Origin of the sequence: Bacillus sp. FSL K6-0042 (assembly GCF_038006685.1) — a bacterium.
Lineage (GTDB): Bacteria > Bacillota > Bacilli > Bacillales > Bacillaceae_G > Bacillus_A > Bacillus_A pseudomycoides.
This window is the reverse complement of the sequence record NZ_JBBOVS010000001.1, coordinates 47,404-62,232: the sequence shown is the minus strand read 5'-3', so window position 1 is coordinate 62,232 and position 14,829 is coordinate 47,404. Positions and strand designations below refer to the sequence as shown.

12 protein-coding genes and 8 pseudogenes are annotated in these 14,829 nt (G+C 38.0%); 3 read left to right on the top strand and 17 right to left on the bottom strand.

The window, feature by feature from the left end; all coding sequences use genetic code 11:
• The 3 genes from MHH45_RS27920 to MHH45_RS00290 are packed head-to-tail and all read right to left on the bottom strand — an operon-like array spanning position 1 to position 728.
• Positions 1-183, bottom strand: a complete 183-nt coding sequence (locus MHH45_RS27920) for an IS3 family transposase (RefSeq protein WP_140386118.1) — start codon at positions 181-183, stop codon at positions 1-3.
• Complete coding sequence (locus MHH45_RS27915; RefSeq protein WP_140386116.1) at positions 184-423, bottom strand: transposase; 240 nt, start codon at positions 421-423, stop codon at positions 184-186.
• 8 nt (positions 424-431) lie between these two features.
• The gene (locus MHH45_RS00290; RefSeq protein ID WP_033799504.1) at positions 432-728 is read right to left on the bottom strand and encodes a transposase; all 297 of its coding nucleotides are present in this window, start codon (positions 726-728) and stop codon (positions 432-434) included.
• 561 nt (positions 729-1,289) lie between these two features.
• Between MHH45_RS00290 and MHH45_RS00285 the strand changes: the two are divergent.
• A pseudogene (locus MHH45_RS00285) lies at positions 1,290-1,892 on the top strand (recombinase family protein); the annotation flags it as partial.
• Positions 1,893-1,977: 85 nt separating this feature from the next.
• On the opposite strand, the gene MHH45_RS00280 reads toward MHH45_RS00285, so the two are convergent.
• The 9 genes and pseudogenes from MHH45_RS00280 to MHH45_RS00240 all read right to left on the bottom strand — a co-directional run.
• Positions 1,978-3,237 carry an ATP-grasp domain-containing protein gene (locus tag MHH45_RS00280; protein ID WP_016115594.1) on the bottom strand — a complete coding sequence of 420 codons (1,260 nt, stop codon included), beginning with the start codon at positions 3,235-3,237 and terminating at the stop codon, positions 1,978-1,980.
• A 14-nt stretch (positions 3,238-3,251) separates the two neighbouring features.
• On the bottom strand, positions 3,252-4,496 hold the full coding sequence (locus MHH45_RS00275; protein WP_016115595.1) for an MFS transporter: 1,245 nt from the start codon (positions 4,494-4,496) through the stop codon (positions 3,252-3,254).
• Positions 4,497-4,662: 166 nt separating this feature from the next.
• Positions 4,663-5,481 (bottom strand): annotated as a pseudogene (locus MHH45_RS00270) (radical SAM protein).
• A gap of 99 nt (positions 5,482-5,580) precedes the next feature.
• Positions 5,581-6,280, bottom strand: a pseudogene (locus MHH45_RS00265) (2OG-Fe(II) oxygenase).
• Positions 6,273-6,821 (bottom strand): methylated-DNA--[protein]-cysteine S-methyltransferase, encoded by a 549-nt coding sequence (locus MHH45_RS00260; protein WP_088094671.1) that lies wholly within the window; start codon positions 6,819-6,821, stop codon positions 6,273-6,275. The pseudogene MHH45_RS00265 and the gene MHH45_RS00260 overlap by 8 nt, the downstream one beginning before the upstream one ends.
• Positions 6,811-7,461, bottom strand: coding sequence for a bifunctional transcriptional activator/DNA repair enzyme AdaA (locus tag MHH45_RS00255; protein WP_016115599.1), 651 nt, complete (start codon positions 7,459-7,461; stop codon positions 6,811-6,813). The genes MHH45_RS00260 and MHH45_RS00255 overlap by 11 nt, the downstream gene beginning before the upstream one ends.
• A 263-nt stretch (positions 7,462-7,724) precedes the next feature.
• Positions 7,725-8,972 carry an ATP-grasp domain-containing protein gene (locus tag MHH45_RS00250; RefSeq protein ID WP_016115600.1) on the bottom strand — a complete coding sequence of 416 codons (1,248 nt, stop codon included), beginning with the start codon at positions 8,970-8,972 and terminating at the stop codon, positions 7,725-7,727.
• Positions 8,966-9,301, bottom strand: coding sequence for an alpha/beta hydrolase fold domain-containing protein (locus MHH45_RS00245; RefSeq protein ID WP_229161775.1), 336 nt, complete (start codon positions 9,299-9,301; stop codon positions 8,966-8,968). The genes MHH45_RS00250 and MHH45_RS00245 overlap by 7 nt, the downstream gene beginning before the upstream one ends.
• Before the next feature lie 61 nt (positions 9,302-9,362).
• Positions 9,363-9,674: pseudogene (locus MHH45_RS00240) on the bottom strand (IS6 family transposase); the annotation flags it as partial.
• Positions 9,675-9,848: 174 nt separating this feature from the next.
• On the opposite strand from MHH45_RS00240, the gene MHH45_RS00235 reads away from it, so the two are divergent.
• Together MHH45_RS00235 and MHH45_RS00230 are read left to right on the top strand one after the other, a co-directional pair.
• Positions 9,849-10,199: an ASCH domain-containing protein gene (locus MHH45_RS00235; protein WP_016115601.1), complete on the top strand. Its 351-nt coding sequence runs from the start codon at positions 9,849-9,851 to the stop codon at positions 10,197-10,199.
• 18 nt (positions 10,200-10,217) lie between these two features.
• On the top strand, positions 10,218-10,658 hold the full coding sequence (locus MHH45_RS00230) for a DUF2269 family protein (RefSeq protein WP_016115602.1): 441 nt from the start codon (positions 10,218-10,220) through the stop codon (positions 10,656-10,658).
• Between the two features lie 280 nt (positions 10,659-10,938).
• Here MHH45_RS00230 and MHH45_RS00225 read toward each other — a convergent pair.
• The 5 genes and pseudogenes from MHH45_RS00225 to MHH45_RS00210 form a co-directional block, all read right to left on the bottom strand.
• Positions 10,939-11,325 (bottom strand): annotated as a pseudogene (locus tag MHH45_RS00225) (IS4 family transposase); the annotation flags it as partial.
• Between the two features lie 144 nt (positions 11,326-11,469).
• A pseudogene (locus MHH45_RS27910) lies at positions 11,470-11,589 on the bottom strand (group II intron maturase-specific domain-containing protein); the annotation flags it as partial.
• A gap of 536 nt (positions 11,590-12,125) precedes the next feature.
• A pseudogene (locus MHH45_RS00220) lies at positions 12,126-12,443 on the bottom strand (transposase); the annotation flags it as partial.
• A gap of 157 nt (positions 12,444-12,600) precedes the next feature.
• On the bottom strand, positions 12,601-13,812 hold the full coding sequence (locus MHH45_RS00215) for an IS110 family transposase (protein ID WP_016115604.1): 1,212 nt from the start codon (positions 13,810-13,812) through the stop codon (positions 12,601-12,603).
• 238 nt (positions 13,813-14,050) lie between these two features.
• Positions 14,051-14,779 (bottom strand): annotated as a pseudogene (locus MHH45_RS00210) (IS4 family transposase); the annotation flags it as partial.
• Positions 14,780-14,829: the final 50 nt, after the last annotated feature.

Genomic DNA, 14,829 nt, shown 5'->3' with positions numbered 1-14,829 from the left:
TTACCCATTTTCATTCGGTTTTGAAGCTTGGAAATCCCTGTTCAGATGGTTATCTGAAATCACATAAGCTTCTTTTTTCCCATAATAAGGTCGTTTTCTCCTAATAATCGCTTTGATACCTAGTTCACCCATCAACCTCTGTATACGTTTGTGATTAACGTGAAGGTTATAGGTGACTTTCAGTCAAACTTGTACTCTTCTGTATCCATAAATCCCCCTAAGTTTTTTATGGCACTTCAATATCTTTTTCTTGATTTCGACATCCTCCGATTGTTTTTCAGAAGGCGTCGAGTGCCGTTTTATCCATTTGTAGTACCCACTTCTGGTTACACCGGCAATATCGCATAGAACGGTAACCGTAAAACCTTTTTCCGACATCTCGTGGATGACTTCAAACTTTCTCGCTTTGGATACAGCTTTCATTCCTCCTTTTACATCCCTAAGAGCTTTTTTAACATTTCATTTTCCGCTTCTAATCGTCTGATTTTAGCTTCTGGATCTTCTGGTTTGATTCTTGGTCTACCTACACCTGGCCCTTTCGCTTTACCACGTTTTTCTTCTAGTCCTTTGATACCTTCAGCTTCAAAGTGTTTCACCCAACGTCTTACTACTGAGTGATCAATTCCTAGTTCTTTCGCGACCGTTTTGTATCCCATTCCTTCTTTAAGGTATAAATCTACTGCTTTTTTCTTAAATTCTATATCGTAAGTTACTCTAATTTTACCCATAGAAAAAATCCCCTCCATAGTAAACAGATTAATGTGCTTTCTTTTTACTGTCTACTATAAGGGGATCATATCACCTAGATTCTTCTTTTTCTTTTGTTTATAAAGGTATATCCTTGGGTAAGTTTTTGTAGACGTATCAAGGCTTTTCTGTATCACTAAATCTATGAACACACAAAAAAAGAAGAGAATTTAAAACGTATTTAAACATTAAATAGTATATATTAAAATTTATTGATATATGCGGTACCCCTTTAAGTAGGTGATGCTCGGAAAGGTATCACCTACTCTTATTAAACTAACGGATGCGTTACTACAATAACATTACAATTTCTGGTTCTGGTGCAAAAATTCTAAGGCTCTTGCAAGTAATCCTCTAAACTCGAACATATTAATAGTATGACTTTAAAAAAGGTGCGTGATCAGTATATCCAAGTTTAAGAGATTTCTTTGCACTAGAACCCTCATTTTTAATGAATAAAAAGTGTTTTAAGAGTGTTGCAGTTTATTTGAACGAAAGTTCATTTTGTTTCCGTTCTTAAGTTGATGGGCATGTATGGTGAGGCCTTAAAAGAAAATTTTGATACGAATACACCACAAGGAAAACTCATGTTAACTGCCTTTCAAGCATTTAGTCAGTTTGAACGAGGTCTGATCGTCCAACGGACGAAAGAAGGAATAGAAAGTGCTAGAGCCAGTGGAAGAAAAGGCGGTCGCCCGAAGGTAAAAGAAAAATACATTGAAAAAGCCTTAAATCTATATGCTTCTAAAGAATATAGTATTAGTGAAATTGTTTCTATGTCTGGAATTAGTCAAGCAACGTTATATCGATACATAAGAGAAAGGGGAATGAATAGTACAGAAAACCAGAGTATTGAGGAAGAAAAAAATGCGGAAATTAGAATGTGGCTTAGAGTAGAAAACAATAGCAAATTTGTCAGAGGAAAAGGCAAGGTACGGAAAGAAGTAGAGCAACATCTCCGATATCATTTTAATATGGAAGTGAATTCATCTGGTGAATATGTATTTTACGTTCCCTACAAAAATGTCGATGATTTAACAAAACAGGTTGAAGATATTATTTGTGAGATTGCAAGTGATGCTGACAGAAGAAATTGTTTTATTGAAGCGGACACTTATTGTGATGAATTAGATTTATATTGGTAAAAATTTTCAGGGGTTTGGAGTCCTATTGCCGTTTCTGTTCCATTACTACACAAACCCCTAGACCAGTCATGTGCCACATTCCTTTTTAAATATTTTTTTTAAAAGAAGGTTTCCATTCTGACAAATCCTGATAAACAAACGTTATATTGTCACATATTTTATCTGCAACTTCATACATATGTTCTATATCATTAGCCGCAAATAATATACTTCCTTTGCGTTGAGTACTGTCTACAATAGTTGGTATGGTGTCGCCCTCTTTTACTAATAGATCAATTAATATGACCTCGGATATGTTAGCTAACCCTTTATACTTGATTTCTTTTAAGCAACCTGGTTTTGGAATCAAGCTTAAAGACATAGCTTGACATTTTGAAGGTATACATCTAAATTCATCTATAGTCTCAGTAGCTAACGCATCATAATAGTATCCAAATTGAGATATGCCGGTTGTTAGTTCTACCATTTTCCAGATGTTACCACCACCTATCCTAACTTGAGACTCTATGATTATTGGCTTATTTTGTTTGTCTATCTTTACTTCTGTATGAGTAATGCCGTCTTCCATTTGCATGTCGTCCAAAAATAGCATTACTTTCTCAATAATTAATTTTTTTTGAGATTCATCTATAGGTGCCGGCATAATAGTATAGTTTATTATAAACGTATCTTCTTTAAATATTTCAGCTGATATAGCTAGTATAGAGTGTTTTTTGTTATAAGAAACGGTTTCGACCGTATAAACTACGTCACCTTCAACGTAATCTTCCACTAAAACAGGTAGTTGAATACCATTATCTTTAATAAATACCTCTACGTCATCTCCCGTGTCTAGCTTAGACACTCCTTTACCACCTGCGCCAATCGGGGGCTTTATTATAATACTATCTTTTTTGTTCAAAAATTCATCAATGTCTTTAATGTTATTGCAAACTGTCGAATCTATCGAAAAGTCTTTGCCTGCTAGAATTTCACGCATCATGTCTTTATTGCGGGTTATCATATTAGCATTGTAAGAAGGTCCTTTAACATTAAAAATCTTTGCAATTATGCAAGCCGTATCTAAGGCTGTTTCGTTGAAAGATACAACCACATCAAATGGTTTCTCTTTGTATAATTCTTCAGCATAGTATACAGACAAGGGTATGTTTGTTGTGTCTATTTCTTTTTTATAGAAACACTTTTCTAAGATAGTTCCATCAAAATATATGTGTTTAGTGTAAGACCCTATATACGAAACAGTATACCCACTGTCTAAAGCATCTTGTATAGGTTTTGTCCATCCCCCTATAAATAAAATGTGTGGTGTATTTTCTATGTCAGTTCCTTTTGATACCTTATACATCATAATCATCTCCTCTAAAATGAACTCGTATATTCAATGTCGGTTCCTTTTGATACGCCTCGCCTTAACAACACCATTAAACACAATGTTGTTCCGAAGCCCCCTATAAATAACGTAGTTTGAAGCCCAGATATAGAAACTAAAAATGCACTAGCAAAACTTCCCAATGCCCAAGCTCCCCAATTAAGCGTACGCTGTACAGCATTTACTCTGCCTAGCATGTGACTTGGTGAAGCAAGTTGTCGTATGGTTGCAGCGTAAGGGCCAAATACACCTTCTCCCATACCATGTATGATACTTGCAGCTACTATACCGTAAACGGTTCCCAAATATCCCATTATCGGTATAAAGGCCAGACCGATAACTGATACAGTAGCGCTATAAATAAGCATTTTTGTATTATTAATTTGTTGACTTTTTTTCATGAGTATCGTATTGCCTATTAAAAATCCCACCGCTGCTGAACCTACAACAAAGCCTATTTCAAGTTCAGATAGACCCATTACCTTATAAAGGAATATTACTAAAATGCTATTTAGTATGTATTTAAAAAAACCGTAAACAGCGCCACAGCTTACAATTGGTTCCAATACAGGGTGTTTTTTAAAATATATCAAACCTTCATATATGTCTTTGTATACGGATTTTATATTTACGTTTTTTAAAGAGCCCTCTGTATGCGGTTTAAACTTTGAAATAAATAATACAAACACAAAACAAACAAAATACGTTACTGCGTCAACAGTGAAAGAGCCTGTTAATCCAACTAGAGTAATAACGATTCCTGCTAGCATAGGACCAATTACTATAGAAAGAGACTCTGAAAGTGCTAGTTGTGCATTTCCTTTTTTTAAGTTATCTTTATCTGTTAATATTTCCGGTAAGAAAGAAGGAATTGCAATGTTGTAAAACGTGGTAAATATTCCATTTAAAAACATGAGAAACACCAATAAAGGGAACGTTATTATATTTGTTACAGTCAGTATGAATACTGATAAAAATAAAACGCCTTGACATATACTACAAATTAGCAAAACATTTTTTCTATGAAGGATGTCTATCAAAGCACCGGCTACTAATCCGAAAATTAGGTAGGGTATGAATATAATCCCACGAAGCATGGCAGCATTTGCCTCACTTGTTTGTAGCACCTCTAATGCAAAAAGAGGCAAAGCTACTATTGTAAACTGGGTACCTAACAAACTTATAGACTGTCCTAGCCAAAGCTTGTGAAAATTAAAATGTTTGCTATTTTTCATAATACCCCCCCACTAATTCATATTTATAAATTACCAAGTTTACGATATAAGTAAGATCAGGCGAAACTTATCTTTCATCTAATGTCTGTACCACATAAAAATTCGAAACCTGTTATAAAAGCGATTTTAGTTCCAAAATGAAAACTTGATGTTTACTATTATAACGTTAGGGCTCGAAACCCTTCTGGCTAATGAAAAGTTCATCTTCCGAAAAATACTGCCGTATTCGTTTATAAACCAATTGATAGACGGATGGATGATATCATTCTTCCATTTCTAGATTTCTATATAACGCTTGTAAGTCCATCCTGTGTGTTCGTTTACCACCGCTGCCGTCCCCCATAAAATAATCGTCAATACATACTCGGTTAACCAAGGGACGCAATATTTCAGCAAATCCCTCGCTACTTGGTAATACGGGTGCGATGGCAACCTGTGCAGGAATACCGAATTCAGCAAGCAGTTGGAGTGTTTTAAGTCTTGCTGGAATAGGGGGAGCATAGGGGGTAAAATGCTTGCGAATATCTTCCCTATCGGTCTCTACTGTCATACTTACCCGAACCTTGGTTCCCAACTGTTGCAGCATCTTCATGTCCCTGCGGACAAGCGGACTTCGTGTTTGAACAAGCAAGAAGTCCGGGGGATTGTCCACCATAATTTCCAGTAAAGACTGCGTAATTTTCTCCTTATGTTCGATTGGTTGATACGGGTCCGTACTGGATGACATGAAGATGGTGACCGGGCCTTTGGCCTTAGCTCTAAGCAATTCTTTTTGGAATGTGAGTGCAGCATCTTTTTTAATATCTACCCAAGTCCCCCATTCCGAGTTACGAAAGGCGGAGACAGGCATTTGCCGCACATAGCAATACGAGCAGGCGAACGCACATCCCGTATAGGGATTCAACGAATGGCTATAGCCCGACAAAAAAACAGTTCCCTTATTCAGCAGTGTTTTGGGCGTTTTATATAAATACTCGATTGTCATACCCAATCACCTACTAAATCATATCTGGCGTACGGATTGGAGAAGAAGCAGCAATTCTGAATTGTTACATACTTATAAGGATGTAATTTGAGTTTGGGTTCACTTCGCATCATGAAATATAACCCCCAGACTATACCGCATTCCCGAGTTGACGGTACCAACGCCATGTCGCAGAGCCACGCGTACCCAATACCGGTCGATATTGAGTTGGAAAAATGAGACCTCCACCTCGATTAAGCGTAATGACATGACCTCTGCTCTGTGCCCGTGGTCGCTGTTCGATGAGTAAAAATTCACCGCCTGTATAGTCTTTGTTCCGTTGGTTCAGAGTAAACACGACTTGAAAAGGGAAGAAGATATCCCCGTACAAATCCTGATGGAGACAATTGTAGCCCCCTGCTTCGTATTTCAAAATCAGCGGAGTAGGGCGATTCTGCCCCGCCTGGTGACATTGATCAAGAAACATCTCCAGGGTTTCTGGGTACTCGGGTGATCTATTCAACTGTTCCAGCCAGCGATTGGCCGCTTTGGCTAGCTCTGGATACAAGTTATCACGGATTTGTTGTAACCGATCAGGAAGAGGCGTATGATAATATTTGTACTCCCCGATTCCAAAACGATATCGTGTCATGTCGATGGTCTTGCGATATAGGGAATCGTCTTCATAGCCTTTGATTAGACACGCACATGAGTCCGCATTTAGAAGAGGCGGCAGTTTGGCGTAGCCCTGTTTATCAAGCATTTGATGTAGCTCGGCCCAGTTGAGTTCGGCTAAAGATGCTATATGCTGATCAGACATGTTGTAACTCCTTCCCATTGTTTGTGAAGCCTCGTTCAAGTTCCAGCAGTTGCGTTTTCATTTCCATTCCGCCGCGATAGCCCGTCAGCGATCCATTTTTGCCGATAACACGATGGCATGGAACAGTAATAAGGATCGGATTTGCTCCAATGGCCCTCCCAATTGCCCGAACCGCTGTCGGTTTTAGAATTTGTTGAGCAATATCCGAATAGGATTGAGTTTGACCGTACGGAATATCACATAGTGCCTTCCATACGGCTTCCTGAAAAGGTGTGCCGTGATAAAAGATTGGAATGGTGAACCGATTGAGCTTACCTTGAAAATAACGAACAAGCTCATCTGCAAAGGGTTGCAATTTTTCGTCATCTCGAATCAGGTCGTTTCCAGGCAAGTAATGATTTGCCCATTTCACCAATTCTTTGAATGGCTGATTTTGCGATCCGACAAAACATAAGCCATTTTTTGTTGCGGCAATGTACATCTTCCAGTTTTCATAAGAAAACAAGGACCAATAGAGAGAACTGCTTTTTTTAGGTGCCATTTGAAAACGCCTCCTTCAAGTGTTGTTTTTGCTGTCTACGGTAAGCTTCCGGCGTTTGTCCCGTTTTCCTCTTAAACAGCGTGATAAAATATGGTGTATTGGAAAGTCCGACAGACTCACCAACTTCAGAAACTGGGTCATCAAAAGTAGTCAATAACATTTTCGCCTTTTCTATTCGAACATGCTGGATGTAGTCCACCGGGGTCATGCCTTTGATTTTTTTAAAGGTTCTATGCAAGTGATAAGGGGTTCCATGACTCAGAAGCGCAAGGACTTCAAGCGTCAACTTTTCATCGCAGTGGCTATCCACATATTCAGTTATGAAAGCAATCCACTCCTCATCGGGCAATCTTTGCCCGGTTGGCTTGCACCGTTTGCAAGGACGAAAATGTGCGGCTAGTGCTTGATCAGCATTTTCAAAAAAGCCAATGTTTTCTCTTTTGGGTACTCTTGATTTGCAAGAAGGGCGGCAAAAAATCCCTGTTGTTTTCACTGCATAAAAAAATTGTCCGTCATAAGAAGCATTATTATTGACAACAGCCTGCCATTGTTCATCAGAAACAGGGACGGATAGAATTGGCTTGTCAGAGTCTGGTTGCTGATTAGTTCGGTTCGGATTCGTTTTCCAATCGTATGTCATTTTGAATCACCTCTAGCTTCAGTATAAACCTGGAAACCCTGAAAGCAAGTTATTGTAAGCATTTTGAAATGTAACAGCAAGATAACGAAATTACAATGACGAGTTGTTATGTAATCATACGTAGTCTGATTCATATGATTGGAGAAGATGAAAAATCTGTGAAGCCAGGTATCAGGTTTGAATTCAACTCGTCACAAATATACACTTGGAGTGGATCATTTGTTGTATCATTAAAACCACCCGCTCATGACGGGTGGTTTTGATTAATTTAAGGCTTTGTCTACAGCGTTCACTATACTTATATAGTCTGATTCAATTTGATCCTTGTTTTTGTGACACAGCGCAACAAACCCTATAGAGAAGCTATCAAATAAGTCTTTTGTTTGCTCTATATATTGCCCTTCTTGTATATTTATAGAAGAAAAGTGATAACTAGGTAGTTTTTTAATATCGTCTAACACCGAGATATCTTTAACAAATCCAGATTTCTTACATATTAAAAACACAATGGTTACATTTGTGTTTAACGTATAGTCTTTTGATACCTCTTTATAGCAACCTGCCGGATATCGCACTGTTTTGTCTAGTGGACTATCACCCGTTGCTATTTTACAAAAATTAGGATGACCTCCCCCATGTAGCCTTGCTCCTACCTCAATCAATCTCGGTCCGTCTTCAGTTAACATAAGTTCAAGGTGTGATGGTCCAAAATTTATACCAATTGCGTCTAGAACTTGTTTAGCGTATTCTACTATATTTTCATAGTCTATATCTTCTGCAGAAACCCACTCCATATAGTCATATATAGCCATTAAACTGCCATTATCGCTCTTTTTATATCTGCATATATCGCAAACTACATGATTGCCTTCATAACTAAAAAAATCAACCACGTATTCGACGCCTACTACGTATTCTTGTACTACTAATTCTTCATTTACTATATTTAATTTATTCATTTTTCCAAGAAGCTCATTAAAGACTTTTTTCCAATCATCTCCGTTTTTAACCCTCGTTACTCCATCTGTACCAGCGCTTTTAGGAGGCTTTATTACGATATCTTTATTTTTGACTGTTTCTAGCCAATTCTCAACCTCAACGATGTCATTTGTACATATCTGATTTATGGTCGGTAAATTGTTAGACACTAAAGCCTTGTGCATGTTACCTTTATGCCTTCTTACATCTGTTAAGTACTTATCATTGGAAAATGATGGAGTTATTATACCTGCTAAGGTTTCTGCCAGTTCAACACCAGGATCAGAGCCTGCAATTATACACTTTGGATTTAATTTTTTAATAGTATCTACTAGCTTGCTTATGTCACCATCATTTACAATAACATCAAAAAATTCATGTAGTTTTAAAGATGATTTATAGTTCTCTAATGGTTCTGTTGTAGACATCAATGCAATAGGACACAGGTCAAAAGATTTTAGCGCTTCTGCGTACAAGGCTCCTGATGAATAGGGATCGACAACTATAATTACATCTTTATTTACGGTTAACATGTTAAATCATAGGCTTTTTTACAAAACCTTACCCATGAGTCATGGACGTTAGGCGATACTCCTCTAGCCCTTAGCGCTGCGTGCGTTAGTCCTTTTTCAATAACAAGCTCGGATTGTATGTTATTTTCTTGTAGTCTGTTATGGTATTCGACGCTGTCTATTAATAATGAGTCAACTTCAGCTCCCATGATATAGGCAGGCGGTAGGTTATCAAATTTTCCATTTATTAAAGGTGAAACGAATATGTTAATCAGTTCATCCTGGTTTGCGTAACATGACGTATAGAATTCCATTTCTCCACCTGTAAGTAAAGGTGCATCCTTTTTCAAAACAGTTAATCTTTTTTCAAAACGGTTAAACTTTGTTATAAACGATTAAACTTTATTTCAAATCCACAGTATTCCCTTCTGAATCAACGGCACGATATAAATACATCCATTGCCCTTTCACTTTAATATAAGCTTCATCGACTCTCCATGAATCATTTGTTGTTTTAAGATGATGTCGTATTTTCTCTTCTAATTGAGGTCCATATTGATGAACTCATCGCATAATCGTTGTGTGAGCTATGGATAAGCCTCGTTCCTCCATCATTTCCACCAGGTTACGGAAGCTCAAATTGTACCGTAGGTACCACCTTACTGTTAATAAGATTAGCTCCGGCTGATAATGCTTCCATTTGAACAAATTTTCCTTTTCCATATCGATCACACACCTTTTTCTAGAGTAATACTATCAGTATGTCCAAGTTTAGGAGATTCTTTGCACCAAAACCAAAGTTTGTTATCCCTATTAAGTAGAAACTTGCTATATAGAATAATTTTTTTATATGATAAAGTGGGCTTATGCTTAAATGAAAAAAGGAGAGTGACCCAGATGACAAACCAAAATGAAACGAACGCTTTACCGCCAAAAACATGTACGATTGAACGTCTCATCACGATTCAGGAGGACATTGAAAAAGTGCTTGCAGGACAGAAAACGGCTACTCGCCGCAACGGGAGATATGCGGATGTCGGGGAAGTGATGGAGCTTCAAGGTCACCGGTATGTTGTGGAGAAGGTCTATTCGCAGTCACTTGGCGAATTGACTGATGAGCATGCCCGTCAAGAAGGCTATGCGAATGTGGAGGAATATAAGCAATCTATCCTGTCTCTTCACCCTGGCATGCCGTGGCTGCCAAATATGAGAGTTTGGGTTCATGAGTTCCGTCCCATCGAAGGTTAATGTGATATAAGGATGGACATGTTGTATCGACTGCTTCTGTATGTACATATTTTCAGTGTAATCTTATCCATCGGCCCGTTTTTTGTATTGCTTCCGCTCATCAAAAAACTGCGGGCTTCAGAGGCCCGAACACAGCAGGCTTATCTGGATGTATTCCGATTTTCGGTCAGGCTGGCCAAGCATGCCGGGCATGTGCTGGTTGCATCCGGGGTTCTGCTTGTACTGGCGGGCCCTTGGACTTGGAAGACCCCTTGGATAGTGATGACCCTTATTCTCATGGCGAGTTCATTATTTTTCCTGGCCCGCGCCTTTTCGCCGACCATTCGGAAATTCAGCGAAACGGGCCAAGACAAGGACGCCTTGATTCAATTGTTGCAGCGTTCTGTTTGGATTTACATTGTTCTTTTAATGGCGATGTTATGGTTCATGGTGACAAAGCCTGCGTTGTGGCAGGGGTGATAGATCTAGGGCGAATAGCGGCTTTGTGTGATTGCCGTTTGAATTCGCCGGGCGGCATGGAACAAGGACAAGCCAAAACTGGCTTGTCCTTATTGTAGTTACGCTTTGAAGAGGTGATGGAATAGCCTTTTACGATCTGGGCCTATTACCCCATGCCCATCAAGCTAAGCCTATACAAGTTTAATGTAACGTGAGATTCTTTCTTTTTTCTAAAGATCTAGTGTAAGTTCTTTAAAAATTTGCATACCAAATAAACCTTATCGGGTCTCAATTTTTTCGATTACGCTACATGATTATGAGACATAGAAAAGCTGTAGACGACACCTAAGATATCAAATACTGTTTTCTTCTCATACCTATGGGATTTTCGTCCGTTTTTCTGTAAGAGATTGAACAGACGAAACAATATTTTTGTTAATTCCTGGGTGTCTTTTTGTAAAGATTGATAAATAAGTAGAAAATAATCTTTTATAATATAAATCGTTTTATATTCGCTTAATTCTCGTTTCTTCTTGATGAAGAGTAATTGGCGCATTTGAAACATGGTGGAGGAGCAAAGAAGAATACTTATTAATTGTCCATATAAATGACACTCTAGTCGTTCTAATTTTACAGAATTACAGTGATGAATACGAAAAAATGATTTCCATGTTTTAAAGATAAGTTGTCGGGTAAAGAATTGGCGCGGTATCGGTTATGACCCGTTTCCAGCTCCTCCCCATAAGAACTGCTCGTGAGGTTTTCCCCTCAAGCAGCTCACCCCGTAAACTTCATCAAAAGGGTTATGAGACCTATCAAATCGCAGACACTTTCATCGGTATCCCTCTGCGCTTTTAAGGGAATGGACTTTCCAGTCCCAGTAGAGCCCCAGTACAACATAGAGATATTCATTACTCCATCTCTGCCATCCGATACTACGCTTTCGTCGCCTTAGTTCCTGCAAAGTAATAGGTGTTTTTGTCATGGCACCCTTGCCTCCTTTGGTCGTACGAAATATTTACAGGTTCGGACCCTTCCCTCCCCGCGCGTTTTGCTGCACGCAGATCTCTCCGCCACCCTGACACCTACCGTTCTCACTTCCCGATCGCGGTTATAGAGACGGTCTCCTCGATGAGGTTTCTTCATCGGGTGTCGAGGGCTTCTCCAGTTTCCACATTATCTTTCTCTCCATGTCGCCGCTGATATCCCGCCGGTGAGAACTGCCGTTCCAGACTCGTTTCGATCAGTTCTTGCTGCTTTCGCACGTTATCGACCGTCTCAGCCACCGGAATTGCGTGTAACGAGGCTACGTCTACGTTCACTGTACGTTACAACCTGGAGATTTGCCCACATGCCTTTTGCATGTGATGTCAGAGGACTTCGCCATGTCGCTTTCACTTCATGGTGCCTCTCAGGCTACGGGAGTGGAGTCTATTCTCCCGATTGGACTTTCACCAACTAGATAATGTGTCCTTATCTGGACACGCCAATTTGCCATCGTAAGGAGTAAAAATCGTATACTTGTTCCTTTGGTAGGTATTCCGAAGGGATATTCGTAATATAAAAGTTAATTGCGCTAAGCCGCTTACTGCGTTCTGTATAGGTAATTTGCTTCTTATGTTCTTTAGATGCTAAATCCTTTTGCCTACGTTTCATTTGTGTTTCAGTTAATTTATACAGGATAAGTCTTGCAGGAAGTTTTTGATACATTGCAATATAAATCTCAGGAATTTCATATGTTTCCCCTGACTGTAATTGGTCAATGAATTGCTCCATATCTAGTTGGATATACTCAGAGTGCTTTTCTTACGATTAGTCAACCTGTATTTATAGATTTTTGATGGATTGAGTATCAAAAATCCATATCACACATGTATCCACGTATAACGCATACTAAATACCCCTAATATGGATTCGTTTTTTTACTAGGGGGAGATATGATATGATGAATGAAACTATGATGTTAGGCGGTTAACCGATAATCATAGTGTATATCGTGTGTAATAAGATGAAAGAGAAGCTTCAGTAACTTATTTACACACGCAATGGACGCAACTTTATGACATTTGTTATATGGTTGCGTTTTTAATTTATCGTAGTACTCTATAATGTGATTTCGCCCGTAACGTCGTTGTTTAATCATGTTTTGGATAATCAGGAAAAGTAGTTTTCGTAAATGTTTATTTCCACGTTTATTAATTTTATCTTTATAAAAAGTTTTACCTGATTGAAAGCGACGTATATCAATACCGGCATACGCATTCAATTGCTTGTTATTCGCAAAACGAATAATATCTCCTATTTCAGCCATTAAGCGTACAGCCGTATTTGGCCCAATTCCAGGAAGGCTCAAAATGATACTATATTCTGCACGTTGTTCGGCTAGATGTACCATATTGTTAATGCAACGTTCCTTTTGATGAAGAAGTTCTTGATAACGTCTTGCGTATACTTTGAGTTGGTCACACAGGACATCATTTTGAGAAACGGCTGGATAGGAATTTTTCGCTATTTCAAGTATTTGAATTGCCTTTTTCTCTGCCATAATAGTTGATATTTTTTTATTGGTATTGGCACGAATACGATTTTTTATGATTGTTTTAGAAAGACTTAAAACACAATCTGGATGGGGAAATAGTTGAACAAAATTTAAAAATAAATCCGATTTACTAGTGAACATTTTTTCTAATTCAGGAAATGTTAATTGAATTACTTTGTGTATACGACTACGAATCATCGATAATTCTCCATCCAGTTCGCTATAAAATCTCGAAAGAGATTTTAACTGATGGAATAAGTGGTTCGTTCCATGAGATACCCTTCGGGTAACTGTAAAATGAGTAATGGCTAGTCGATGTGCATCACTTCGGTCCGTTTTATGAATCCGTAAGGAATCACATTGTAATTTTGCTTCTAAGGGGTTTAATAGACAATATGTATATTGGTTATCTTGCATAAATCTTTCTAGCTGTCTAGAATAAATACCCGTTGCTTCGAACACAATTTCAGGTGATTTTCCAGTTTCATTGGTAAGCTCATGTATCTTTTTTTGTAGCTCTTCAAATTCAGACTTTGAATGTTTGATTTCTTTTTCAAAGATACATTGTTTTTGTGCATTATAAATTACCATATAACTTTTACCCATACTAATATCAAATGCAATTACGTGTCTCATAAAGTTCCTCCTGACGTAAAGTTGAAGTCTTCATCTTACACTTATCGATTCCCATTTCTTATACACGATCTCGAGGACCAACATACTAAAAACTGATTCAAATAAGGTAAGTGAAGAAGGTCAGTTTTTTTTACGGATTCAGAATCCCAAAGCACCCACGACCCTTTCTTCACTTGTACTATATAAAAAATAGTAGTGCGAACCAATGCCTTGGTCTGCACTACTAATCTTAGTATGTTTTTATTGTTCCATTTTGAAAGTATTCAGGCTCTTTATTCTTCTGATATATACGTGTATTGAGCTTTAATCTTGAAATAAAATAAGCATTACACTCTTCTATAGTATGTAAGTCTTTTAAGTCGAAGTATCCTAAATCACGTATACATACATCGTTCGGTTGAAGGGACGTTAAACAAGTAGAACCATACGTTTTATCATTGTGCTTTCCTGATCCTACATCAACATGTAGAAACTGACCACTTAGTAAATCATACTCTAATTGAATTTTCACGCCAGCATTTTGACCACTTCCACCTGAGCCTTGATATTTGGAAGTGAATTTATCCGGAATCTGAAAATGTGTAGAATCCAATACACGAATACGCCGAAAATAATTTCTATACAAAGTTGGGATCTTGCTAGAAGAACAAAATTGTTGGTGAAGTAAATGTGCTAAAAGTTGTTGTAAAAACTGAACAGCCTGAGAATTAAAGCGTTGATTGAGTCCTTCTGGACTCATAGAAATGCTTGTGTTAGCTTCTAATCGACTACATAATTGTGTCAATGAAGTATGAGCTATGTTTTGACTTAACCAAATACATAGGGCCACTAAATCTTGTGCGCGGTATTTACTTTTTCGTTTCACAAATCCTGCATTTCTAGCTAATTGCTCTAAAGCATCAGGTGACATATATCGTTGCAGCTCTTTAGAAAACAATTCTAACTCATCAAAAATCGATAAATTCATAACAAATACGCCATCCTTTCTGTATATTTCTACAAAAAGAATAGCGTTTT